This is a genomic window from Sphingobacterium sp. UBA1897 (assembly GCF_002337775.1).
GTDB lineage: Bacteria > Bacteroidota > Bacteroidia > Sphingobacteriales > Sphingobacteriaceae > Sphingobacterium > Sphingobacterium siyangense.
This window is the reverse complement of record NZ_DDGR01000022.1, coordinates 51,929-76,105: the sequence shown is the minus strand read 5'-3', so window position 1 is coordinate 76,105 and position 24,177 is coordinate 51,929. Positions and strand designations below refer to the sequence as shown.

Sequence of the window (24,177 nt, the reverse complement as noted above, 5' to 3'; positions counted from 1 at the left end):
ATCTTTTTAAATAGTCAATTTTAGTAAAATACCTGCCACAAGCGTATCATTCATAATCTGCGCATTGTAGAGTTCTGCAATCTTCATCAAGCGCATTGGTCTGTTTTCGGCCTTTGATACTGACAAGGCTTCTCCTTGTTGAAAAAAAGGTGATACTTTGACAAAAATTTCAAATTCGATCACCTGCACTGAAATTGAGATCGACTGCGAGGCCATTTCATCATTTAAATATTGAAACATTGCAGTCAGAAATTTAAATAAATGAATTTGCGTCTGATGATGTAATTCTCGCAAATGAGGGTCAAGCAACGTATCAATTATAAAACCAGATCGTTTTTTGTAACTGGCAACGGCTTCATCAACGGCGTGAAAAATTCCCAGGTCATTTAATATGGGATTGTAAAGCAATCCCGCTTTATTGCGGATTTCTATAACTAAGGTAGTCAATGAATCACGTAGGCAACGTAATTCTTCAAAATCGCCATAACGATTAGTGAAATTCTGAAGCGATATACGCATTCCGTAAAGCTCCTGAGCCAGTTCATCGCGAAAATACCGTCCTATTTTTCCGATATCATCCTGTTGATTCCTAATAATCGATTTATAAAAATCTTCTTGGCTACCGTCCCATACCTCCTTTAACTCCGCCTGATCTTTTAGGCCTTCAGATTGGCCTTTCGGTCCATCTGATAGGTCAAAATATAGTTTTTTGTTCACGTCCCCCATATTGTTTTCCATTTCATGTTGTAACTAATAACCACTTCAAGGCACGAACAGTTTTAAAAATTAACACCTATTTAGATAAAAGATGTATCCTTTAAAGTACTACGTATAAATACGTGCAAGAAAAAGATAAATGGGGGAATTTAGACAGGAAAACACTTGTTGTTAAAGTAAAAAAGTTCAAATAAAGCACCAATACACTTAGTGAATAACCAATACAAAACACTATACAACAGCTATTTATAATAATAAATAAATCTACTCGCTTGATAACACTTGCCTCAATCCATCCTTCCAAATTGTTTTTTCTAGCATCTTAATTGCAGAGAATGTAGAAAAGATAGACACTTAAAATTTGATAATATGGAAAATACAACAATCGATCAACTGTTTAAGGAAAAAAGGCCTACGTTAAAATATTTGGCAGCGCAATTTACGAACGATCCGGATGAACGGGAAGATTTGGTTCAAGAGACCATGGTGAGATCGCTAGCATCTATCGAAAAATTCCTGAAACATCCGAAATTGATGTCTTGGCTCTATATCATTATGAAAAACACGTATATCAATCAATATACACGTAACAAAAGGTTAGAGAATTACAGAAGTGAATACATCAGCACTGGTTATCGCAATGAAATAACAACCAATCGCGGAGAAGATAATTTTGTTGCTTCTGATATACAGCATGCGCTCAATAATTTATCGAAAGACTATTATGACGCCTTTGCTATGTTTTTGGAAGGATTTAAATATTATGAAATTGCAGAGCATTTGCAAATACCGGAAGGAACAGTGAAAACACGTATACACATGGCACGAAAGTCATTGCAAAAACAGCTTAAGATTTACTCAAAAAGTATTAATTAAAAAATAGTATTATTTCAAGAACAAAAAGCAGGTTATAGCCTGCTTTTTGAATTTACACCCCGTTATTTTGGCTAATATTGTTTTAGTCGCTGCCCCTACCTCGGGATATATTTATTATATTTAAGGTGAAACTTACTAATTAAAATATCACTTTGAACATCATATAGTATGAAAAAGCAGTCAACCTCAATGTTTTTTATATGCTTGAGCAGCATAATTTTAATATCGTCTTGTGGTTCGGTATCAAAGGAAAGTGAAAACAGAATTCGTGTAAGTGGTGAAGGAAAGATTAGGATCATGCCCGACCAGGTCACCCTGACTATCAATACGACTTTCACAAAACCCAGAATGGTAGACGCGGTACGAGAAACACAAGCAACAGTCGACACCGTAATAGCGTTGCTCCAAAAATATGGACATCAAAAAGAAGATATCAAAACGAGTAGCGTGTCTGCAAATAAAGACTATCAATACATTGGTAATACCAATAAATTTATAGGTTATCAAGCACAGCAAACAATCGATTTCGTTTTACATGATTTATCGAAATTCACAGAATTAACGGGAAAATTGCTAGAAACAAAAATTAGTGGAATCGGTTCCATCTCATTTGACCACTCCAAAGCAGACAGTATTTTAAGAGAGGCAGATCTTATTGCATATGATGATGCTTTAAAATCGGCAAAAAAACTTGCATCTAGGGCTGATGTTAAAATCGGAAAACTGCTATTTCTGTCCAATGATGGAAGCGCATCCAACGAATCAACGCAGTACAGAACAGGGATGGCTTTAGAAACATTCAATAAAGGTTATGGTGGTGAAGGTTTTAAAATTGCTCCCGAAGTTTTAGAATTTAAAAGAACAATATTTACAGAATTTGAAATCAAATAGATGCCATACCGATTCTGTCACTAATCAACCAGCGCCCTCGATTCAATGGTTGAATGAAAAAATAACGCTCGAGGGATAGTGTCTTAGCCGTTACGTGGACGAATTAGCTACCGATGATCATCGAAACTATTTTTTCGTATATTTAACATATAGTTCATATCCAGTTCATATAAGTTTTGTTACTTTATAATGCGATAATTAATGTAGTCAACGGAGTTAATGTATCTATTATGAAAACGATAAACTATTTTTTCCAGCGGATTATATTTAGAATCTTTTTAGGTCGATTCAGTTCATTCTATTCACCATTAAGATTCCACAAAACTTAATTGTTTTTAAAAACGGCATTGAGGTCCGATAATTTTATTTTTGTAAATGCTATTAACCAAAGATGCCTTTGGCAAAGATTTTATTTGGGGAGTTTCTACAGCTGCCTACCAGATTGAAGGAGCACATGATTTGCATGGAAAAGGCCCTTCTATCTGGGATATATTCGTCAAAAAAAGAAACCGTATATTTCAAAATCAACATGGTAATGAGGCCTGTGATTTTTACAATCGCTATGTTCAGGACCTGTATTTGATGCAGGGAATGCATATTCCTAATTACAGATTCTCTTTATCATGGAGTCGTATATTTCCTGCTGGTATTGGTGCGGTAAATCAATCTGGATTGGATTTTTATGATCGTTTGATCGATTTATCCCTTGAGTTAGGGATAACACCTTGGCCTACCTTATATCATTGGGATCTTCCACATGCATTGGAAAAGAAAGGTGGCTGGGTAAACCGTGATGTGAAAGATTGGTTTGGAGAATTTGTTTCCAAATGTGTGCAAACCTACGGGGACCGGGTCAAGCATTGGATGGTTCTCAACGAACCTACAGTATTTACTGCTGCAGGTTATTTCTTCGGTGTACATGCGCCAGAGAGAAAAGGTCTGGGCAATTTTTTGGCTGCGGCCCATCATGCTGCATTAGCACAGGCTCAAGGCGGCCGAATTATTAAGTCTTTACAGCCTAATAGCGAAGTAGGAACGACTTTTTCTTGCTCCCATGTTGAGCCCTTTACGTCGAAAGACAGAGACATTCTTGCGGCAAAGAAAGCAGATGTATTGCTCAACCGCCTATTTATAGAACCGCTACTAGGAATGGGCTATCCAACACAAGAGATTAAAATACTGGGTAGAATTGAAAAGTATATGCACGCGAATGATGAGCGAGATCTGAAATTTGATATGGACTTTATTGGCGTACAAAATTATACACGGGAAATTATACGATACGCCATGTTCGTTCCTTATCTTCAAGCGAAGATAGTATCGGCGAAAGAGCGCAAAGTTGAGATGACCGAAATGAACTGGGAAGTTTACCCAGCCTCCATTTATTATATGCTCAAGAAATTTAGTGCCTACCCTAATATCCCCACTTTAATTGTTACCGAAAATGGTGCAGCATTTCCTGATCAAATTGAAAATGGTTTAGTGCATGACCCCAAAAGATTGAGCTATTTACAGCAAGCTTTACAGCAGGTTTATCGCGCAAAACAAGAAGGAATAAATGTCAACGGGTATTTTGTATGGACATTCATGGACAACTTCGAATGGGCTGAAGGATACCGTCCAAGATTTGGACTAGTTTATGTTGATTTCAACAATCAACAGCGCATCGTCAAATCCTCTGGACATTGGTACGGAGACTTTTTAAAATAAATAAATGGCTTTTCCATCGTTATGAACGATATATCAAATTTGTAATTTTCAATAAAATCAGGCCAAGAAACAATGCGGCAACAATACTAAGTATTGTGACCAATGTATTCCTTCCGTTGTCTGCAAAAAAATAGATGGATAGTCCAGCCAACATACATGGAATACCGATAACAATAAGCTTGACCCAATATATTCGGTCTTCTTCCTTACGGATAATTTTTGTTTCAACTGCGGCTAAAACATCCGGTCTATTCTTTCTAAAATATTCGAGAATAATTTCGATTTCTTCTGAACGCAATTCACGAGGACGTACAATCTGCTGTTGTAAGGCAATAACTAAACTATTTCCATCTCGTTGAACTGAAATAACTGCTGACATTGGAAAGCGCTTTTTATACCCCATAGGGTTCATTGCATATCCTTTGTAGTCACTGTTATCTGGACTTAAACATACAAAATACTCCGAACTCATTGCGAAGATCACATCGGTATGTTCCTGTTTGGTTTCTTTCCATATAACGATAGCAGGCTTAATGGCTGCTAGTAATAGACATTGGAAAATAAATATACCAAAAGACAAGCTGAATATCCATGACAAAGAAAATGAAAGGAGTAAAAAAGCGATGATAAACCAAATAACATTTGACCAAAAGTCAATTTTCCGCTCGATTAAATAGAAGATAATGACGCAGACTATTGGCGCAATACCGGCTTTCCAATCCCAAAATATACTCACAATTCCGAGAATTGAAAACAGCGCATAATTCAACAGCTGAAAGTATGCTGACTTCCGCTGAAAATTAGTTCTTTTAATTTCAATGATATTTTCCAATGCTTTCTTTAATGAAATAGCAAAATCTCTGTCGCTAAGATAGCTCTGATTGCATAAATATAAATATCTTTACTAAAATAAAAATGCGTAAAAATAGAAGCCACTGCTATGAATACCTTTCAATTTAAATCACATAATGTTAAAAAGGGCTTGATCTTTGGATTTGGTTACCTAATTGTTGTATTTATCCTATGCTGTTTAATTTTTGGCGGTATAAACGGACTAGCCGATGCAGTAAACAATTTTGGTTCGGCAAAAGGTCTTGGGATATTGGTTGCTGTCGTTGTAATCGGTCCCCTAGTCATACTATTGCAATTCATCAATCCCAAGATAGAAATACAAGTTGATAAAAATAACTTATCTATTAAACAACCGAGAAAGGAGGACAAAATTATTCCGTTAGAAGTAATTCATTCCATGGAAATAAATCATTCCTTGGTTAACCAACTTCAACTGTTCGACCAAAATGGAAAACTACTTACGACTATTCACCCTCAAAACGATATGAATGTTATTTTCTCCATTGCAAATATAATCGCGCAACAGGGTGGATTTACACAAAAAAAAGGAACCAAAAAGATCTTTGGTAATCCCGTTGAAACGAGCTCATATTTCAGGCAATAACACTGTAGCACATTCGTTTCGATGAAACCAAAAATACACTATCTACTTTGCGTTGCTTTAACCATCTTCATGGGTTTGTTGTCACGGAAAATATCCGCCGTTCCTACCATTACCGGCGATGTACTTTATGCGGTTATGATTTATTGGTTGTCACGTTTTTTATTTACGAGGAAATCGTTATTATTTTCTTTTACGACGACACTTATATTTTGTTTTGCCATCGAATTTTTACAGCTTGTACAACATCCTTTACTTATATGGATAAGAAACAATCCGCTTTTGCGGCTCGTGTTTGGACAGGGCTTTTTATGGTCGGATCTTGTGGCTTACTGCCTGGGAACCGTCGGAGCTGCATGCATTGATTATCTTAATTATCAAATGTTAAAGACAGACCCTACGTTAAGAACTAAATAGACCTACTTCGTAGTTTTGGCCCCCAAATCGATGCCCATCTTTTCATAAGCAAGATCATTGGGCTGCCAAAGCTCTATTTTGTTTCCTTCAATATCCATGATATGAGCAAATTTGCCGTAGTCAAAGGATTCGATCGTATCAAGTACCGTAACGCCCTCCTTCTTCAATTCTTCGATTAAAAGCTCAATATTGGCTACCCGATAATTGATCATAAAATCTTTTTCCGAAGGGCCAAAATAGGAAGAGCTCTCTTTAAAAGGGCTCCATTGCGTAAATCCCTTTTTCGTACTGTCGGCTCCCTGATGCCACTCAAATACAGCGCCGTAAGAATTTGTAGCCAGTCCCAAATGATCGGCATACCAAGCGCTTACTTTTTTAGGATCTTTACATTTGAAGAAAATTCCACCTATACCGGTTACTCTTTTCAACTCGGTGGATCGATATGAATGGCTCAAGTTATTAAAAGCATATCCCATTCCAAATGCCAGCGAAATACTTGCAACAAATATGAATCTTTTCATAATTTAATAAGGACAAATCAGTTATTCTGCCTTCTCTCCCGAATTTAATCATTAGTTTTGACAAAACATTTACGGTGCTCCAGAAAACATTCTTATTCTACAACATCAATACTTAAAACGCATAGCTTTTGTCCTAATTTTTTCCAGATCAAGATTGTTAAAAAATGAGATTGTATGTATACATTTGACCTACACAAGACTCGAGCAGCCTACCCTAGGAAAAGAGTTTAATAAAGCATCCGCATTAAATAGATAAATTTATGTACAACTTTAAAAATGACTATTCAGAAGGGGCACATCCCCGCATTTTAGATAAGCTTATTGAAACGAATCTGATACAGCAATTGGGCTATGGGGAGGATGACTATTCCAATGAAGCCAAATCGATTTTGAAGAAAAAGATAGCTAATCAGCAAGCCGTTATCCACTTTTTATCTGGGGGCACACAAACGAATCTTCTTGTCATATCTTTTCTTTTACGTATCCATGAAGCAGTGATCAGTGCAAAAACAGGGCATATATCTGCAAATGAAACTGGTGCTATAGAAGCAACTGGACATAAAGTCATTACTGTTGAAACGTCTGATGGAAAATTGACACCTAACGATATTACTACGGTACTCAAGGAACATGCCCTGGCGCCACATATGGTAAAACCAAGAATAGTTTATATTTCTAATTCCACTGAAATCGGCACAATATATTCTTTGGCAGAATTGGAAGCGCTATATGTGTGCTGTCAGCAGCAACAGCTGTTACTTTATTTGGATGGCGCACGCTTGGGCCATGCTTTGACGGCAGAAAACAACGATTTAACCTTTGCTGCTATTGCTAAGTACACGGACGTTTTCTACATTGGCGGAACAAAAAATGGTGCTCTTTTGGGTGAGGCAGTTGTGTTTAACCGTCCCGAATTAGCCGTAGATTTTGACTATGCGATTAAGCAGAAAGGCGCCTTGCTCGCCAAAGGCAGAGTGCTTTCAATTCAATTTCTAACGCTATTTCAGGATGATTTATATCTTGAGCTGGCATTAAGAGCTAATTCGCTTGCGATGCGTATGGCGAAGGCCATCAAAGACAAAGGATATTCCTTTTTAACGGAATCAACCACCAATCAGATTTTCCCCATTTTACCTAAATCGCTCATCGAAGCACTGCTTATAAATTATCAATTTTATATATGGAAGGATATCGATTCAGATTATGCAGCGGTTCGTTTGATCACGTCCTGGGCTACGGACGAGAAACAGGTTACTAACTTTATAAATGATATATTGAATTCCTAGGGATTGTTCCGCCCTAGCCAATAAATCTTATATACACAAAAGCGCCCAATAGGTAATCTTTTACGTATTGGGCGCATCTTATAAAATTGAAAAACTAGTCTTTAGGTTCAAGGGCTTTCCATACCCCTGCTGCTACAGCTGCCCCTACTAATGGTGCTACAATAAAGAGCCAAAGCTGCGATAAAGCCTGACCGCCGGCCAGAATCGCTGGCCCAAATGAACGAGCAGGATTAACCGACGTACCTGTTACAGGAATAGCAACCAAATGGATCAAAAGAAGCGTAAAGCCGATTGCAAGCCCAGCCATTGTGCTGTTTCCTACCTTCGATGTTGTTGCCAGTATCACAAACAGAAAAATGAAGGTTAACACGGCTTCAATCAAAAAGGCGGAAGCAGTACCATACTCGTTTTGATATCCTTTACCCCAACCGTTTGAGCCATACGCCCACTCTCCTGCCGTAAATCCGGCCAATTGCCCACTTAAAATCTGCTGAAGGACAAATGCCCCCAAAAGTGCACCAATAAACTGAGCAACAATATAGACAACCGCATCCTTGGCAGACATTCTACCTGCCAATAACACACCAACAGTCACCGCAGGATTGATATGACAGCCTGAAATTCCACCGATCGCATAAGCAAAAACCACGACCGAAAGACCGAAGGCGACAGCAATACCCAAAAGACCAAGACCAGAAAGCCCAGCTGTGGTATTGGCTCCTGCAATAGCGGCCGCACCGCAACCAAAAAGTACCAAACCAAATGTTCCAATTAGTTCGGCGATAAATTTTGAAGATGTTTTAATTTCCATATGAATCTGTTTATAACTTAGTTAACTCTAATTTAATCATTTTCCGCATAAAATTATACTGCTAAATAAATTATTGTAGAACAATATCCACAGCACTTTAAAACCAACGTTAATAAGCTTTTCTATATTAATTTAACCAGATTTCATCACAGGCTATAAGAGGCTTTCGCTTAGGATGATACCGCCATTCGGGTAGTTTTGCCAAAGGTGCAGCATAAACTCGGATCACTTTAACACTGTCATTTAATAATACTTGATAAGGTATCTTCTCCAAGGTGTAATCCTCCTCAACGGATTCAAGCTTACTAAGAAATACATCTTGGAAATCTTTTCCATTCTTAGATACCGAAATTCGAATTTCTTTTGGTGGAAATATCCAATGTCGGGCATCCTTTAGAAAATTAAGTGTTATGGTATCTATTCGCCTTTTCTGTTCAAAATCAAAAGTAATATCCATCGGCTCCCCGTTCCATAGCAACCAATTATAGCTATAATCCATATAGCCCGGCACACTATCTGTAAGTGTTTTTAGTCCATTGGCAGGGAAAGAAGGATCAAATGCATATCTCAACTTAATATTTGCTTCAGACGCCTTATTTGCGCTAACGCCGGCTTTGAATATTTCAGACCACTCCTTTGCATAACTATCGGGTGATGCACCAGCTTCGGCAAGCTCTATAACGCCCATTTTTTTTGCATCTTCAACAAATTGTGTTACTTTACGACTTACCTTTTGTCTCACAACCCAACGCTCCCCCTCTTGTTCAAATATACCATGTTGATGCGGTCCATAAAATCTTGCTTGTTGCAAATAGGTGTAATCCAACCCAAGTCCAATACGCCTGACACGGGATTCCACTAAAGGATTACCTTCACTAGCTATTTCCGCTTTTTCTAATAATGTACTATACTTATCCATCGCCTCTGGACTTAAAAAGTCATGCCTATTATCAATCGGGTTTCCGTAAATGGATAAAGCTGATGAAGGCCCGGGCAAGTGATTTCTTCGTTCAGCAAGATATGCTTTAATAAAGGGTCCAGCCTTGCCATAATAACCCTCGATAAACTCGTTGGTTAGCTGTTCTTCTGAAAGCGTCGTATCCCAGACGAGGTTAGCCAATATATAGGCATTTAGCTCCGCCATATCACTATAAGTCGCTCCTCCACCTTGCAAAAAGACCCCTTCGACACCTTGCGTTTTCAAATATTGTAGACTTTCCTGCATGGTTCCTTGGATCGGAAATGGCGCAAGATAATTAGTGAACTGTGTCAGATAATCCCATACAAATACATGCTTGGCCTTAGCTTTCCAAGCTCCTAATTGTCTACGAAAAGTTGCTGCTGATGGTTCACTTCCAATGTCATTTTTTCTAAAAGCATCGATATTACTTAATATAACAGAAACATTATCGGCAACCTTGAGGTGCGTTGGGGCGTTTGCTGATTCTAAATACGCCAGTGTTGTAAATTTTTTATCAGGAAATTGTGCGGCCACTCTATTCACAAAGTGAATCAGTGAGCCTTGCGCTCCACCCTCCCGCTTATCAATAGCCTGACAACGATCGCAAGTACAGCTTCCGATATCGTCATTGGCCGCGAAAGACCAATAAATAGCTGTGGGATTTTCGCTTATCCTACGCTTGAAATAAGCTACGGTAAGATTAAAAACGTCCTCGTTAGATAGACAAAGTTGAATAGGTTGGCGTTTTCCATCATACAGGGAGTAATACTCCGGATGTTCTTTAAAATAAACTGATGGTGGCAATATTTTACTGAAAGTGTGCCCCCAATCTCCCCAGCGTTCTTCCAAATTATGTAAACCATACCAATCCATATACTCCTGATCTAATTCAACAGGGAAATAAACCTCTCTAAACTGAAAATTTGGTTTGGAATAAATCTTCAGATCTGAATCGACTGCCAGGAATGTCAATTTTGGAACATATGTATTTTCTTTACCTACATACCACTTTCGTCCACCAATAATATCCCTGACATAACGATATGCCGCAAATAGTACACCTTTACCACTTCCCTTGATATAGATATTCTTTCCTACAGCTTGTATGGAATAACTGTCTTCAGGAAACATATTAGTTATTGAGCTTTTTTCCAAAATAATGGCATGTGTGACCTCGCCTTTAGTTTGTATTGCAAAATCTACACCTGTACTTTCTTTTGTAAAAGTGTTTATCACCCCAGCAGCTTTTTGTAAAACAGGATCATTTGCATCCGCTTGAATGACATAATCCGTTTTCCCTTGATCAACCAATGTAATTCTTTCTTTACCCTGAACTATCGTTACCATTGACAATAGACATAACATAAACTTCCACATCATATTAAAAATATTTCCTTAATGATAGATTTAGGTCATACTGATTCATAAATCTATTTTCAGCTACTTTGTAATAGCTCCAACCGCCCATGAGTGTAAAACCCCAGTTGTTTATACGATGTTGCCATCAAAATAGACCAGCCCTCACCCTCGAAAAATGATCAAATGACATGGATTACATGTTCAAATTTACTAAGCATGACCTATTCTTAATCGTACACGAGATATCAGTTCTGACGGAGAGATCGGCTTTTTAATATAATCATTGGCTCCGACTTCAAAGCCTTCCACAATACTATTATCGTCACGGTAACCGGAAATAATAATAACAGGTACCTGATTATTCGTATTGCTTTTCCGAATGCGATCGATTATTTCGTAACCATTGGCAAAAGGTAATGCCAAATCTGTTATGACCAAATCAATGGTTTCGTCAGAAACCAACGAGAGCGCTTCCTTTCCAGAATTGGCAAGCAATAGGTCATAGCCCTCCCTGACAAGAACAAATTGCATTGTGCTTAATAGAATCTCATTATCTTCGATAACAAGAATTCTCTTTTTTTCGTTCCCCATAGCGGTAAAATTTTAGTTTTTCACGGTGACACAAAGTTTCGAAAAAAAAAGAGAATTCGTTGTAGATTAACCACTACAACGCCATTTAAATTATTTAAACACAGATTTTAGTTATTAGTTCTAATTAAAATGACAGTATGCTGACAGGCGACAAGCTCATATTATTATTATTATTAAACAACTAAACTAGTATGCAAATTTTCAACTTCTCGGATTAACGTTTGCATAATATCTATTGTCGAAAGTTCACTGTAAGAATGGATCGATTGTCCGGCCCAAATATTTACAAAATCGACATTTTTATTGGCCTTGGCTATTCTTCGTAATTCCCCGGTGAGTTTATTTTGATAGGGATATGGTAAGATGTATTGCGACTTGTCCAAAGCTTCAATAAATGTATTCTTTATACCTCTGGCATAGCGCCCTGAAAAACTCCTTGTCAAGACAATATCTGATTCCTGAACATGAGAAAGACGCGCTTTCTCAAAGTCCAGCAGTGCGCTTTCTTTAGATTTGAGCAATAAACTGCCAATCTGAAAACCATTGGCACCTAATAGCTTTGCAGAATGGATCGTGCTTGCATTATATAATCCACCGGCATAAATAAGCGGAACGTTTACATGCTCTTTCACTTGTGGTAGCAGAGAAAATCCGCCAATCTCAGGAACAGGTGCCTCCTCAAAACTTCCGCGATGTCCCCCAGCTTCTAATCCCTGTACACAGATCACATCAATACCAGCTTCTTCCAAAGCAATTGCTTCTGCCACTGAAGTGCATGTACCAATAATCATCACATCATTGTCTTTCAATCGTTTTATACTTTGTGCATCCAGATTTCCAAAAGTAAAACTCACAACTTTACACTGATGGCTTATGATCGCGTCAATTTGTTCCCTGTAATCTGTAATATGGATGCTATCGAGCTCCGGTAAAGCTACTTCTAAACCATATTGCAGAGCTAACTGTTCCACAAAAACCTTTGTTTCATTATATGCCAGCCTCAAATTCACTGAAACTTCAGGAACATGATTTACAAAAATATTGACTGCAAAAGGCTTCTTGACATATGCAGCGGTTGAACGAATAAGCTCACTACAGCGTTCTGCTGGTAGATCACCCAACGATAACGACCCGAGCGCTCCGGCACGCGATGCTGCAATGACCATTTCTGGTGTGGTAACACCAAACATGGGAGCTTGGATAATCGGATAATCAATACCTATTAATTGTGTAATTTGATTTGACCATTTCATATCGGAAGTAATTAATATGCTTAAGATTCAACTAAAATAGCTGTCATGTGATTGTTCTAATTTAAGCTATTTTAAAACAAATTATACTATAATACTAGAAAATCATCCTGTATTGCGGTACCAAATAAGCGATTTATACCGTATATTTATACTATAGTATTACGTAACAAACAATTTTATGAAAATCGCTTTCTTTTCGACAAAACCATACGACAAATTATTCTTTGAGCAAGAAAACAGCACCTATGGCTTTCAGTTCAATTTTTATGAAACGCATTTAGGTCCACACATTGTCAATGCTATTGAAGATGAGAAGGTAGTCTGCGCATTTGTCAATGATAAACTTAACCGGCAAGTTATTGAAGTGCTTGCTCAAAAAGGTGTTGAACTGATCGCCTTACGCTGCGCCGGCTTTAATAACGTTGATCTGGAAGCTGCCAGGGAATTTGGGATAAAAGTTTGTCGGGTGCCCGCCTATTCCCCTGAAGCCGTAGCTGAACACACCATGGCCATGTTATTGACATTGAATCGTAAAACACATAAAGCCTATAATCGCGTGCGGGAGCAAAATTTTGCATTGAATGGACTTTTGGGATTTAATCTCCACCAAAAAAAAATTGGCGTTATTGGTACTGGAAAAATTGGAAAGGCTTTTATCAAAATCGCATTGGGATTTGGGGCAAATGTAATTGCCTATGATTTATACCCAGACCAGCAGCTTACAACACAAGGTGTTAATTACAGATCGTTGGATGAAGTCTTCAAAGAATCAGATATTATTTCTCTTCATTGCCCGCTTACTCCCGAGAACCACTATCTCATTAATAAGGAGTCATTGGAAAAGATGAAAAATGGGGTAACAATTATTAATACAAGCAGAGGCAATCTAATCAATACCAATGATGCTATTAAAGCGCTTAAAGAGCGAAAAATTGGCTTATTAGGTATTGACGTTTATGAACAAGAGGAAAAGTTGTTTTTTAAAGACTTATCGACAACAATTATTGAAGATGAAACAATACAATTATTGATGAGCTATCCGAATGTTTTGGTTACGGCGCACCAAGCTTTTTTTACAACAGAAGCATTAACAGAAATTTCTCAAAGAACGCTTCGGAGCATCTCCGACCTATCAACCAAAGGGATCACTGACGCAGAAGTCTTGCTATAACAAGACTTAATATCAAATTTATTTCGGATAAAACAATGAAAAACCATGTTTTGAAAGGATTCCTCTTGGCAATCGGGGCGGCTATTCTTTGGGGTGTATCGGGTACTTTTGGCCAATTTCTTTTTCAGAAAAGGGCAGTTAACGTAGAATGGCTTATTACGGTAAGAATGCTTGTGACAGGCATTGTATTATTGCTTTTGGCCGGAATACACAAGAAAAATGAGATTTGGCAGATTTGGCGTCATCGTAAAGATAGTTTAGCACTTCTTCTATTCAGTATTTTTGGTGTATTAGCCGTCCAATATACTTATTTTGCCGCCATAAATTATTCCAACGCTGCTACCGCAACAGTGCTACAATATACAGGTCCGGTCCTGATCGCAATCTACATGGCGTTGAACAAGAGAAAATTCCCTTCGAACGTTGCCTTCCTCGCCATACTTTTAGCTATACTGGGCACATTTCTTTTAGTCACACATGGGAATTTTGGTTCTCTTTCGATTTCTCCGCTCGCATTATTTTTTGGTTTAATGTCAGCTGTTACGCTTGCTTTTTATACACTACAACCAATCCACCTATTAAACAAGTATAATGCGGCAATAGTTATCGGTTGGGGAATGCTATTGGGAGGTCTCGTTTTTTGCTTTGTCAAACCTCCTTGGGAAATTGATGGAATCTGGGATATATATACCTATAGCTACACTGCTTTTATTGTAGTCTTCGGCACACTTATCCCTTTTTATGCTTATCTAACAGCAGTTAAGCTTATTGGTGGACAAAAGACAAGTCTTCTAGCTTCTGCCGAACCCATATCGGCAGCCCTATTAGCTGTATTGTGGTTAAATACACCATTTAGAGAAACAGACTGGATCGGCACTTTTTGTATCATCGGTACAATTGTCTTATTGGGCATCACTAAAAATGAGGAGCGAAAAGGGATAAGCTAAATGCCTATCCCCTTTCTCGTTTGTAATCTGACCACCACTCATCAAGTCTTTCAATGACGGGTAGTAAAGTTTTACCTAATTCGCTGAGTTTATATTCCACGCGTGGTGGAGATTCAGCGTAAATCTGTCTACATAAAATACCATCGCGTTCGAGCTCACGGAGTTGAACAGTCAATGTCGTTTGCGCCAAATCTTCCATTTCCCGTCGTAGCTCACCAAATCTTTTGGGGCATTGTTTAGCAACAGCCTTAATGAGCAAAACTTTCCATTTTCCACCTATTATCTTAAAAATTCCATTGACATCACAGCAGGCGCCAAAATTTTCACTTTTTTTTTCATTCATAATCACCTCATACTGACCATTAGTTCATAAAAACATACCAAGTACATAATTTATAACTACTTGATTGTAGAAAATATCCAAGCTATTTTTAACCATAAAATTATTAAAAACTTTCTATATGCGCTTTCAAATTAAAGATTTACTTCATATTTTCCTCCTTTCAACTGGTATATTTCTATTTGTCATAGATCTCTTTATTATTAATGTTTCCCTTCCCACAATTCAACATGGACTACATCTACGAGACAGTGATACGCAATGGATTATAATACTTTATATTATTGGGTATGCAAGTCTTCTAATCAATGCCGGGAATGCCGGAAATCATTATGGAAAAAAGAAATTATATTTAATTGGGATGGCTTTTTTTACTGTAGCCTCCCTTTTATGTGGCTTAGCCAATAATCTTTACATTTTATTGGCCGGAAGATTGATCCAGGGGATTAGCTCTGGACTTATGGTTCCACAGGGCATCGCATTGATCACGTTACTTTTTGAAAATCCGGAGAAGCGATCGATGGCTTTGGGTATCTATGGAAGTATAGCAGGTATTGCCTCAGTAATAGGTCAATTATTAGGCGGAATTCTTCCGGATCAGACTTGGATACATGAAAGTTGGCGTCTTATTTTTTTGATCAATGTTCCCATTGGGGTACTTGCCTGCTTTGCTGTCTATCGTTATACATTTAGTAATCAAGCTACTGGAAAATCTAAGATCTCTTTTATCCCTATGATAACGTTGTTTATGCTTTTAATGGGAATAATTTTTCCTTTAATCATGGGACCTGAGTTGAAATGGCCACTCTGGTCATTACTGCTATTGGGAGCATCAATTGTTCTCGCCCTATTATTTCTAAAAAAACAACGTAAATTAGAACAAACGGGCCGTTCTAGTCTACTCAATTTCTCCTTATTCAATAATCGGGTTTTCAATTTAGGCCTTTTAGCGGCATTAGCCTATTATATGGTCCAAGATGCTTATTTTATTATTAACTCCAATTACCTTCAAAATCAAAAGAATTATACGGCAACAATGACAGGAATTGCCTTTGTTTTTCAGGGTATTGGTTACGTATTGGCAAGTGTTATTGTGAGCAAGCTAATACAACGCCACGGAAAGAGCATTGTCTTATATGGACTAGGAATAATGATTTTGGGTTTGCTGTCTCATCTTTTCGTTTTCAATACGATGATCATAGATAGCGACCAAATACACACACTCTTCTTTTTTTATGGCATTGGCTGCGGTAGTGTGCTGCCGGCATTAATGACACTTGCATTAAAAGACCTTAACGAAAAACTAATCTCCGTAGGATCCGCCATCTATCTCACAGTACAACAACTATCTATATGCTTAGGAATCGCTTTTATTGTCGGGGTATTCCTTCACGGGAAAGGGACTAAATTTCTTATTTGGCAGAACATCTCATCTGCCTATGGCTACTCGATCGTACTATCGGTCATATTACTTTTATTTGTCGTATATTCAATAGCTTATTTACCTTCAAAAAAAGTAAAATAGCAGGTAATTCGTTCAGGATTTCGCTGGGTCTATCATACTTTCTCTAAGGATTAATGTAGCTAATTTGCTGCCTCATATTTGTCTACTAAAGCGTAGTCGTAAGGAATACGGATGCTCAGCGGGCTGGCTTCCCATAAGTCTGAACCGCTGGGCAAATAGAAGTCATAGGCATTACGCAGGAAATTCTCCCCATTGGGAGCTTCTTGCCAGTTTTTCTTCTCCCTATTGTAAAGTAATATCATACAACTCACGCAGGTGCCCTTATCTTTCATGGTCGAATTTTCATAACACTTCCCTATTTTTACAGTTAATTTTTGCTGAATAATAACATCAGTCAACCGCCCATTTGTAAGGTGAATTAGAGCGATCTGTGCATCTTCATCTGTTGGTGAATGTTTTGCTGCTTTCAATCGATTGAACTGAGTCCGATGTATTCGCGCTATTTCAGCCTGCCTCACATCCAATGGTAAGAGATTTGTATCTACGGGATGGAGGTCTTCAACATCACCCGCCCGGGTAACACCAGCACTTAATACAATATTTTGTTTGGATGTATCAGTATCAGCGGCAGCTGAACCTTCATTTTTATCGAATAGCTGCGTAAGTTCTGAGATATGATGCCCTATTTGATTAAAACCCACAACGTAATTTAAGATAACGAAAGCGAACAGAGCAAGGACAGAAAAGATAAAAAGTGCCTTCCAAATGCTCGTTCGGCCACGCACATTTGTTTCTACTTCCAAAAAAGAAGATCCTTTGTGATCGGCTTCCTGAGAATCGCCGCGATGTTCAAGCAGATCATAATCAGCCAAAAACAGGTCTTTACCATCAAAAAGATCAATATGGTCTTCTTTAAACATCTCTACAATATCCCGGGCAGTTTTATACTTTACATTTGCCTGGGTGGCAATCAGATCAATAGCAGCATTTACATAACCCTGTTTAATGAATTCACGAATAGTTGCTTTATCAATTTCGATCGTATTGACGAGAATATTTTTGGTCATATCTTTTAATTTCCTATAGATTTGAATGCTTTGCTACCTACGCGAAGTAAAAGCATTCTACTTCAAAAATGAGATTAATAAATGAGAGATCAATGAAAATTTCTTCCCTTATGAAAAATATCCGCAGCATGATCTCCTTCTGTGGTCAGATCTTTTAACAAACCCGACATATCAAAGCAGCGTTGTGCGATCACATGAATAACTTCACCTTCAACCTGAATTTTACCCGCGACCATAAGGAGTTTTGCCCGGAGGATTTCTTTTCGATATTTTTCAAACACATTACTCCAAACGACAATATTTGAAAAACCAGTATCATCTTCAATGGTGATAAATAAAACACCTTTGGAGGTTCCTGGGCGTTGTCTAACAGTAATCAACCCACATACTTTCACTGGCATATCATTTTTTATCAAGCCCAGTTTTGCTGTGGGCACTACATGGAGAAGATCGAGCTTTCCGCGCAAGAAACTCACTGGATGTGCTTTAATGGATAGCGAGGTCCTTGCGTAATCAGCCACAACATGCTGGCTTTTTGTTAGCAATGGTAATTCAATTTGCCCCTCCATGGTACTTTCAGACGCTTGACCTTCAAATAATGCAATCGGCCGATCACCCAATGCTGTAATTTCCCAAAGCGCTTGCCGACGATCAATACCTAATGACTTAAAGGCATCTGCATCAGCTAATTTCTCCAACGCAATAAGAGATAGTCCAACATCCATCATACCAGTAATGGATGAATAGGCAGACTGCCGACCTTGAGTCAGCACAACGGCCTCTTCCCTTGAAAATCCTTTGATCTGACGTAAACCCAATCGAAGGGCATGTGGTTTTCCAGTTTCTCCTTCTAAGGTATTGTCCCATGAAGAATGATTGATATCAATAGGACGTACTTTTACGCCATGTTTCTGTGCATCAATAACAATTTGAGCAGGTTGATAAAAGCCCATGGGCTGACTATTGAGTAAGGATGCCGCAAAAATATCGGGGTAGTAATACTTAAGCCATGAGGATACATACACCAGTAAGGCAAAAGACGCGGCGTGACTCTCCGGAAAACCGTAACTCCCAAAACCTTCCAATTGCTTAAAAACTCTATTGGCAAATTCTTCCGTATAGTTTTTCTTTACCATACCATCGACCATTTTTTTGTGAAAAGCAGATACCTGTCCTTTTGCTTTGAATGTGGCCATGCTACGACGCAATTCGTCGGCTTCCGCAGGAGTAAATCCGGCAGCGACTATGGCAATTTCCATGGCCTGCTCCTGAAAAAGAGGAACCCCCAAGGTTTTTTCAAGAATGGTTTGGATCTCAGTGCTGGGATAATCAACATCCTCCTCTTTATTTCGACGGCGCAAATAGGGATGCACCATATCGCCTTGTATCGGTCCAGGACGCACAATAGCTACCTCAATGACCAGGTCATAAAATTTTTCCGGTTTTAATCGCGGCAACATCGACATCTGGGCGCGGCTTTCGATCTGGAATACACCTAGAGTATCTGCATGACAGATCATATCGTAAACCTTTGGATCGTCATCTGCCCCAATATCAGCCAGGGTAAGCTCTTTTCCATAATGCTTTTTAGCGAGATCAAAAGCTTTGCGAATACAGGTCAACATCCCCAAAGCAAGTACATCAACCTTTAGAAAGCCGAGTGCTTCAAGATCATCTTTATTCCATTCGAGATTTGTCCGATTATCCATGCGGGCATTTATTAAAGGACAAAGCTCATGCAAATTACCTTGCGTAATAACAAATCCGCCTGTATGCTGCCCCAATTGACGTGGAAAGCCAATATACTGATGTGTCAATTCGAGAACTTTTCGCAAATGTTGGTCATCCGGATTAAAGCCCTGTTCAACCAAACGTTCCAAATCGACATAATCGTCCCAATGGCTACTCACAACCCCTGCTAAACGCCCTACAGCATCCATGGAAAGTCCCATGGCCTTGCCAACATCACGTATAGCCCCTTTGGAGCGTACCTGTGTGACAGTTGCTACGATAGCAGCACGATTGCGGCCATATTTCTCATAAATATACTGGATGACTTCCTCACGGCGCTCATGCTCAAAGTCGACGTCTATATCTGGTGGTTCATCGCGTGCATCGGACATAAATCGCGCAAATAAAAGCCTGTATTTTGACGGGTCAACAGAAGTAATACCTAAGCAGTAACATACGGTTGAATTTGCTGCAGATCCACGCCCTTGGCATAAAATTCCCTTTTCCTTCGCAAATCGAACATAATCATACACCGTCAAAAAATAAGAAGCATAATTTTTGCGTTCGATAAAATCAAGTTCCATTTGAATCGTTTCGCGAATTGCATCCGGGATATCTCCGTTAAATCGTTTACTGGCACCTTCCCAGGTTAAATAACTTAACTCTTCCTGTGTAGTCCGACCATGAGATGATAATTCATCTGGATAGATGTATTTCAAATCATCTAAGGAAAAACGACAAGCATTGGCAATTTTTACACTCTGTTCTACAGCTTCAGGGTACAGTCTAAACAAGCGTTCAACTTCAGTTATTGATTTTAGATAGCGCTCTGCATTGGGATATAAATTAAATCCAGCCGTATGTATTGTGCATTTTTCACGAATACAGGTTAAAATATCCTGCAATTCACGCCTTTCAGGTACATGATAATATACATCACCAAGTACAACAAGCGGGATAGCCAGGTGTTCGCCCAACTGATTTATTCTAAACAATAATTTAGCATCATCACCACGATAGAGTTTTTTTATTCCTAGATTAAGACACCCCTGTAGACGCTGTTGACATTCCTGTACAAACGCTATAAATGACTGCTCAAGCTCAAAACCGACCACTAGTTTTTCAGGTGGACAAATAATGAATATAATCCCCTCAGCATATTGAAACACATCATTTTTGTACAATTCGCATCTTCCTTTTTCCGTCCTTAGATTTCCAACAGTTAACAATGTTGAAAGCCGCCCGTAAGCCTCTTTATCTGTGGGGTATGCCAATAAACTTGGCCCATCCTGTAAATCTAGACGACAAGCAGGAATCAGTCGTATACCGTTTTTTTTTGCAGCCATATGTGCACGGACGATTCCAGCAAGGCTATTGCGGTCAGTTAATGCAACGGAATTATACCCCAATAGCGCCGCTTGCTCGATCAGTTCTTCCGGATGAGAAGCACCTTCGAGAAAACTAAAATTACTTGTTATCTGTAATTCACAATATACCATACACTAACCTTATGCAAAAAAACCATGTATAAACCATTGATCTGCCTGGCCGTCATAATGCCCGGCGCGATATAACCAAAAGCGCCGACCTTGCAGATCTTCCACCGCATAATAATCCCGATGTTCACCAGGATCAATCCACCATTCGCGTTCAATACGTTCGGGGCCATCTGCTTTCCTTATAGTATAGGTATCTCCCTTATAACGGAACAGTATGGGTGGATAGTCGGGTATGGGTGCTGTGACTATAATACGTTCAGGAATCTTCAATAGTCGTGTTGGACGTGGCCTTGCAGTTTGCCAGTCAACAGCTGCAACCTCATCCATTTTAGCCGCTATTTTCATGGATCGTTCGGGCCAGTAGTGCGCAGATGGAACATAGCGTGAAATCTCACAATTGGCGTCCCTACTTTTCAAGCGATCTAAAAGTTCGGTAACCGTCGGGTTTTTGAGACCAATTCTATTGTTCCAAAGATTTTCCTGAACAGGATCTGCCATCTCAACTTTGGATACGCCCAAGGTAAATAATTCAATACCCAATGCCGGTTCAATTTGCGGAATCTTTAGGACAAATAATTGAAGGATATGTTTAACCTGAGCAGTAGCACGATTAGTCTCAATAGTAATGGTCTCTATTTTTCCATCCACGCGATGACAATTCAATTCGGCTGCACGTAATCCTTTACCCTCCCCCGACAAACGCCTACACAACTTGTTTAATAAATCTTCCAAAGCCAATTCAATACCATTTGCTGTACAGATAGGCTCCAAACAAGGTAAACGTTCTTCATAGGGTAAGATGGGTTTTATAGGAATAACAAATTCATCTTCCAATCCCAGGGCCTGGTCCAGTCGGAGCAGTAAACTATCGCCAAATCTTCTACGCAACACTGAACGTGGCATTTTTGAAAAACTTCCGATTGACCGTAATCCAAGCGATTGTAAGCGCTTCAATTGAACATCTTCCAATCGTAATGCAGCAGGACTTAATGGAAGAAGCGTTTCCGACTGCGCCTGTTCATTTATAATGATATCTTCGTGTCCAAAATGCGCTACCGCCCATGCGGCCCCAATGGTATCAGCAATCCCCATACATACATCATAACCATGTTGTCTAAATTTCGAGACAATACTTGTTAAGTAGGCCGCCTCCCCGCCCCAAAGATGAGCACAACCACTAATATCCAGGATGATACCGTCAGGCATATCTAATGCAACCTGTGGTGTGTACCTGATGCACCACTCTGCTATCGAATGGAGTAACTTTTCAGCCAATCCAGCTTGCTCATTGATTATTTTAAGTGATGGAATAAATGCCCGTGCATCCGCTATGGCCATTCCTGAATGCACCCCCGCTTGCTCCGCTAATAAGTTACTCCCACTGACGATTAATCTTCCTTGAGCGGCGATGGACAATACAAAGGGAATATTTTGCAAATGTGGTTTACAAACAGTGAGCCAATCTGTTTTCAGATGAGGAAACCAAAGTGAGGCAAATCTTTTTTTCATGACTAGCCAAGATTTTGGTAGTTATAATTCCAGTCTTTTACCTGTATCTCCTTTTTAGAAAATGTTTTAAACCCCTGTGGAGACCAGGTTATTTGCTCTTTGGCTGGACTTCCATTCCTTACCTTGAGGAGCTCTACATCCCAACAGGGATAGCCAATACCAGGTAATCCATCATCCGATTGACTAGGTAAAGAAGTGACTTTCCAACGTGCCGCACAACTCGTCGCCAACAAGATTTTTGGGTTATGTTGAAGTATAAACCCTGTAACCCGACTTTTTTCTACGGCAAGTTGAAGGCGCCTCGACTGAACAAAATCCAGCTGATGTATTTCGGCCAGCACGGCTGTTATGCCCTGACATTTCAACGCTTCTTCCATCGCCCATAACACATCCTTCTCCCGTTGCATAGAAACAAAAACAATCGATGCTGGATCAACCCCAAATGATCTGATTGCCGCTGGAAATACCGTTTGAATGGAGCCTATCCAAATACAAATCCCATCAGCTTGCATAAGTTTTCCAAGGAGACCACCAATAAACCCACAGGATGCAGCACTATCCATGCGGTTAAAGCTCACAAACTCGTGTATTACCCCTTTAGGAAAAACGCCATTCGGAAAAGCTTTCTCCAATGGCCCCAAACCCATCGTGCTTGCATCATTTGACCTTTGAGGTACCCCTTGCCAGGCAAGCAATTCTTTTTTAAGTTTGCTGATCAAAGCCTGTTTATCTTCTAACATCATAGCCCCTCGTATTTAATATTACATACAAATATAATACTAATTATTTTAGTAATAAAAGAGAATGCTACATTTTTTAGCACAAACAACAGAACTTAGAATCGTAGAGCCTTTGTTACTTCAAGCCTTATATATCATTCAAGAATTGCTGGATAACATCTTTTTTTCTTGTCGCAACAGGAATCATTTTACCATCGGACATTTCTATCTGGCCATCCTTGAAATATTTTTTTATATAGTTTGCATTGATTAAATAAGATTGATGACAACGAATAAATTCGGATTCAGGAAGCATAGTTTCAAAATGTTTGAGGACTTTCGAAACCATCATCGGTTTATTGTCTTTAATATAAAATGTGGTATAACCCTTATCTCCATGGCAATAAAGAATATCATCGATATTCACAATCTGCGTGTATTCAAATGTACGTAGTGCTATTTTCTTTGGTCTAACTGGTGACTTCAGATAGCTTTCGGCCATACTTAATTGCATACTATTGAATCTAAACTCTGTATTTTTCTTATAGCATTTTTCAATAGCCTCTATAAATTGTTCCGGAACCAAAGGCTTTAATAAATAGGCAATAGCGCCTATATTAAGGGCTTCTATAGCATATTGGTTAAATGCGGTAATAAAGATTGTATTTATGTCCAATTTCAGCTCGGAGAGGAAGGATAAGCTTGATCCATCTTTCAATTGAATATCAGCTAAAATAAGATCTGGATTAGATACAAGTAACTCACGTTCTGCCTGGGCGATTGATGGACTATAACCAACGATCTGGACATAAGGAATAGCATCCAATAAAGACTTAATGTACAAATAGATATTATACTCATCTTCAAGAATATAAACTTTCAT

At 38.8% G+C, this 24,177-nt stretch carries 22 protein-coding genes; 9 read left to right on the top strand and 13 right to left on the bottom strand.

The features are described 5' to 3' along the window. Positions 1-6 precede the first annotated feature (6 nt). Positions 7-717, bottom strand: coding sequence for a hypothetical protein (locus B4N43_RS12950; protein WP_286735179.1), 711 nt, complete (start codon positions 715-717; stop codon positions 7-9). 369 nt (positions 718-1,086) lie between these two features. Here B4N43_RS12950 and B4N43_RS12945 point away from each other — a divergent pair, with 369 nt between their 5' ends. The 3 genes from B4N43_RS12945 to B4N43_RS12935 all read left to right on the top strand — a co-directional run bounded on the left by B4N43_RS12945 (position 1,087) and on the right by B4N43_RS12935 (position 4,194). Continuing rightward, on the top strand, positions 1,087-1,593 hold the full coding sequence (locus B4N43_RS12945; protein WP_075992714.1) for an RNA polymerase sigma factor: 507 nt from the start codon (positions 1,087-1,089) through the stop codon (positions 1,591-1,593). Between the two features lie 168 nt (positions 1,594-1,761). Then, a complete protein-coding gene (locus B4N43_RS12940; protein ID WP_159726619.1) occupies positions 1,762-2,484 on the top strand; it encodes an SIMPL domain-containing protein in 723 nt (240 codons plus the stop codon). 375 nt (positions 2,485-2,859) lie between these two features. Further along, a complete protein-coding gene (locus B4N43_RS12935; RefSeq protein WP_075992716.1) occupies positions 2,860-4,194 on the top strand; it encodes a GH1 family beta-glucosidase in 1,335 nt (444 codons plus the stop codon). A gap of 19 nt (positions 4,195-4,213) precedes the next feature. Here the strand turns inward: B4N43_RS12935 and B4N43_RS12930 are convergent, their stop codons facing one another. Beyond that, the gene (locus tag B4N43_RS12930) at positions 4,214-5,026 is read right to left on the bottom strand and encodes a hypothetical protein (protein ID WP_075992717.1); all 813 of its coding nucleotides are present in this window, start codon (positions 5,024-5,026) and stop codon (positions 4,214-4,216) included. Between the two features lie 108 nt (positions 5,027-5,134). On the opposite strand from B4N43_RS12930, the gene B4N43_RS12925 reads away from it, so the two are divergent. Both B4N43_RS12925 and B4N43_RS25515 read left to right on the top strand, forming a co-directional pair. Continuing rightward, a complete protein-coding gene (locus tag B4N43_RS12925) occupies positions 5,135-5,650 on the top strand; it encodes a hypothetical protein (protein WP_120334321.1) in 516 nt (171 codons plus the stop codon). 21 nt (positions 5,651-5,671) lie between these two features. After that, positions 5,672-6,064 carry a DUF2809 domain-containing protein gene (locus B4N43_RS25515; protein WP_075992719.1) on the top strand — a complete coding sequence of 131 codons (393 nt, stop codon included), beginning with the start codon at positions 5,672-5,674 and terminating at the stop codon, positions 6,062-6,064. Between the two features lie 2 nt (positions 6,065-6,066). Here B4N43_RS25515 and B4N43_RS12920 read toward each other — a convergent pair whose 3' ends face one another. Further along, complete coding sequence (locus B4N43_RS12920; protein WP_216640360.1) at positions 6,067-6,585, bottom strand: VOC family protein; 519 nt, start codon at positions 6,583-6,585, stop codon at positions 6,067-6,069. A gap of 260 nt (positions 6,586-6,845) precedes the next feature. Between B4N43_RS12920 and B4N43_RS12915 the strand changes: the two genes are divergently transcribed. Continuing rightward, positions 6,846-7,871 (top strand): threonine aldolase family protein, encoded by a 1,026-nt coding sequence (locus B4N43_RS12915; protein ID WP_286735171.1) that lies wholly within the window; start codon positions 6,846-6,848, stop codon positions 7,869-7,871. Between the two features lie 94 nt (positions 7,872-7,965). Here B4N43_RS12915 and B4N43_RS12910 read toward each other — a convergent pair whose 3' ends face one another. The 4 genes from B4N43_RS12910 to B4N43_RS12895 form a co-directional block, all read right to left on the bottom strand. Beyond that, the gene (locus tag B4N43_RS12910) at positions 7,966-8,682 is read right to left on the bottom strand and encodes an MIP family channel protein (protein WP_201668290.1); all 717 of its coding nucleotides are present in this window, start codon (positions 8,680-8,682) and stop codon (positions 7,966-7,968) included. A 127-nt stretch (positions 8,683-8,809) separates the two neighbouring features. Then, entirely contained in the window at positions 8,810-10,990 is a 2,181-nt protein-coding gene (locus tag B4N43_RS12905; RefSeq protein WP_286735165.1) for a DUF4838 domain-containing protein, read from the bottom strand. A gap of 222 nt (positions 10,991-11,212) precedes the next feature. Then, positions 11,213-11,593 carry a response regulator gene (locus tag B4N43_RS12900; protein WP_286735163.1) on the bottom strand — a complete coding sequence of 127 codons (381 nt, stop codon included), beginning with the start codon at positions 11,591-11,593 and terminating at the stop codon, positions 11,213-11,215. Between the two features lie 173 nt (positions 11,594-11,766). Continuing rightward, complete coding sequence (locus B4N43_RS12895) at positions 11,767-12,846, bottom strand: NAD(P)H-dependent flavin oxidoreductase (RefSeq protein ID WP_286735160.1); 1,080 nt, start codon at positions 12,844-12,846, stop codon at positions 11,767-11,769. 178 nt (positions 12,847-13,024) lie between these two features. Here B4N43_RS12895 and B4N43_RS12890 point away from each other — a divergent pair, with 178 nt between their 5' ends. Next, positions 13,025-14,017: a 2-hydroxyacid dehydrogenase gene (locus tag B4N43_RS12890; RefSeq protein WP_286735157.1), complete on the top strand. Its 993-nt coding sequence runs from the start codon at positions 13,025-13,027 to the stop codon at positions 14,015-14,017. Positions 14,018-14,052: 35 nt separating this feature from the next. Continuing rightward, positions 14,053-14,964, top strand: a complete 912-nt coding sequence (locus B4N43_RS12885) for an EamA family transporter (protein WP_286735155.1) — start codon at positions 14,053-14,055, stop codon at positions 14,962-14,964. Between the two features lie 4 nt (positions 14,965-14,968). Here B4N43_RS12885 and B4N43_RS12880 read toward each other — a convergent pair whose 3' ends face one another. After that, the gene (locus B4N43_RS12880; protein ID WP_083663640.1) at positions 14,969-15,307 is read right to left on the bottom strand and encodes a winged helix-turn-helix transcriptional regulator; all 339 of its coding nucleotides are present in this window, start codon (positions 15,305-15,307) and stop codon (positions 14,969-14,971) included. Between the two features lie 118 nt (positions 15,308-15,425). Here B4N43_RS12880 and B4N43_RS12875 point away from each other — a divergent pair, with 118 nt between their 5' ends. Beyond that, positions 15,426-16,829, top strand: coding sequence for an MFS transporter (locus B4N43_RS12875; RefSeq protein WP_286735150.1), 1,404 nt, complete (start codon positions 15,426-15,428; stop codon positions 16,827-16,829). A 59-nt stretch (positions 16,830-16,888) separates the two neighbouring features. Here the strand turns inward: B4N43_RS12875 and B4N43_RS12870 are convergent, their stop codons facing one another. The 5 genes from B4N43_RS12870 to B4N43_RS12850 form a co-directional block, all read right to left on the bottom strand. After that, positions 16,889-17,836, bottom strand: coding sequence for a hypothetical protein (locus tag B4N43_RS12870; protein WP_286735147.1), 948 nt, complete (start codon positions 17,834-17,836; stop codon positions 16,889-16,891). Between the two features lie 89 nt (positions 17,837-17,925). After that, positions 17,926-21,066 carry an error-prone DNA polymerase gene (locus B4N43_RS12865; RefSeq protein ID WP_286735144.1) on the bottom strand — a complete coding sequence of 1,047 codons (3,141 nt, stop codon included), beginning with the start codon at positions 21,064-21,066 and terminating at the stop codon, positions 17,926-17,928. A 9-nt stretch (positions 21,067-21,075) separates the two neighbouring features. Beyond that, entirely contained in the window at positions 21,076-22,575 is a 1,500-nt protein-coding gene (locus B4N43_RS12860; RefSeq protein ID WP_286735141.1) for a Y-family DNA polymerase, read from the bottom strand. Positions 22,576-22,577: 2 nt separating this feature from the next. Further along, a complete protein-coding gene (locus B4N43_RS12855) occupies positions 22,578-23,318 on the bottom strand; it encodes an ImuA family protein (RefSeq protein WP_286735139.1) in 741 nt (246 codons plus the stop codon). Positions 23,319-23,442: 124 nt separating this feature from the next. After that, positions 23,443-24,177, bottom strand: a complete 735-nt coding sequence (locus B4N43_RS12850) for a LytR/AlgR family response regulator transcription factor (protein ID WP_145326802.1) — start codon at positions 24,175-24,177, stop codon at positions 23,443-23,445.

What these genes read in the sequence shown, in the direction of transcription:
- B4N43_RS12945 (WP_075992714.1), top strand. Translation starts at nt 1,087, where the DNA reads ATGGAAAATACAACAATCGATCAACTGTTTAAGGAAAAAAGGCCTACG.
- B4N43_RS12940 (WP_159726619.1), top strand. Translation starts at nt 1,762, where the DNA reads ATGAAAAAGCAGTCAACCTCAATGTTTTTTATATGCTTGAGCAGCATA.
- B4N43_RS12935 (WP_075992716.1), top strand. Translation starts at nt 2,860, where the DNA reads ATGCTATTAACCAAAGATGCCTTTGGCAAAGATTTTATTTGGGGAGTT.
- B4N43_RS12925 (WP_120334321.1), top strand. Translation starts at nt 5,135, where the DNA reads ATGAATACCTTTCAATTTAAATCACATAATGTTAAAAAGGGCTTGATC.
- B4N43_RS25515 (WP_075992719.1), top strand. Translation starts at nt 5,672, where the DNA reads ATGAAACCAAAAATACACTATCTACTTTGCGTTGCTTTAACCATCTTC.
- B4N43_RS12920 (WP_216640360.1), bottom strand. Translation starts at nt 6,585, where the DNA reads ATGAAAAGATTCATATTTGTTGCAAGTATTTCGCTGGCATTTGGAATG.
- B4N43_RS12915 (WP_286735171.1), top strand. Translation starts at nt 6,846, where the DNA reads ATGTACAACTTTAAAAATGACTATTCAGAAGGGGCACATCCCCGCATT.
- B4N43_RS12910 (WP_201668290.1), bottom strand. Translation starts at nt 8,682, where the DNA reads ATGGAAATTAAAACATCTTCAAAATTTATCGCCGAACTAATTGGAACA.
- B4N43_RS12905 (WP_286735165.1), bottom strand. Translation starts at nt 10,990, where the DNA reads ATGGTAACGATAGTTCAGGGTAAAGAAAGAATTACATTGGTTGATCAA.
- B4N43_RS12900 (WP_286735163.1), bottom strand. Translation starts at nt 11,593, where the DNA reads ATGGGGAACGAAAAAAAGAGAATTCTTGTTATCGAAGATAATGAGATT.
- B4N43_RS12895 (WP_286735160.1), bottom strand. Translation starts at nt 12,846, where the DNA reads ATGAAATGGTCAAATCAAATTACACAATTAATAGGTATTGATTATCCG.
- B4N43_RS12890 (WP_286735157.1), top strand. Translation starts at nt 13,025, where the DNA reads ATGAAAATCGCTTTCTTTTCGACAAAACCATACGACAAATTATTCTTT.
- B4N43_RS12885 (WP_286735155.1), top strand. Translation starts at nt 14,053, where the DNA reads ATGAAAAACCATGTTTTGAAAGGATTCCTCTTGGCAATCGGGGCGGCT.
- B4N43_RS12880 (WP_083663640.1), bottom strand. Translation starts at nt 15,307, where the DNA reads ATGAATGAAAAAAAAAGTGAAAATTTTGGCGCCTGCTGTGATGTCAAT.
- B4N43_RS12875 (WP_286735150.1), top strand. Translation starts at nt 15,426, where the DNA reads ATGCGCTTTCAAATTAAAGATTTACTTCATATTTTCCTCCTTTCAACT.
- B4N43_RS12870 (WP_286735147.1), bottom strand. Translation starts at nt 17,836, where the DNA reads ATGACCAAAAATATTCTCGTCAATACGATCGAAATTGATAAAGCAACT.
- B4N43_RS12865 (WP_286735144.1), bottom strand. Translation starts at nt 21,066, where the DNA reads ATGGTATATTGTGAATTACAGATAACAAGTAATTTTAGTTTTCTCGAA.
- B4N43_RS12860 (WP_286735141.1), bottom strand. Translation starts at nt 22,575, where the DNA reads ATGAAAAAAAGATTTGCCTCACTTTGGTTTCCTCATCTGAAAACAGAT.
- B4N43_RS12855 (WP_286735139.1), bottom strand. Translation starts at nt 23,318, where the DNA reads ATGATGTTAGAAGATAAACAGGCTTTGATCAGCAAACTTAAAAAAGAA.
- B4N43_RS12850 (WP_145326802.1), bottom strand. Translation starts at nt 24,177, where the DNA reads ATGAAAGTTTATATTCTTGAAGATGAGTATAATATCTATTTGTACATT.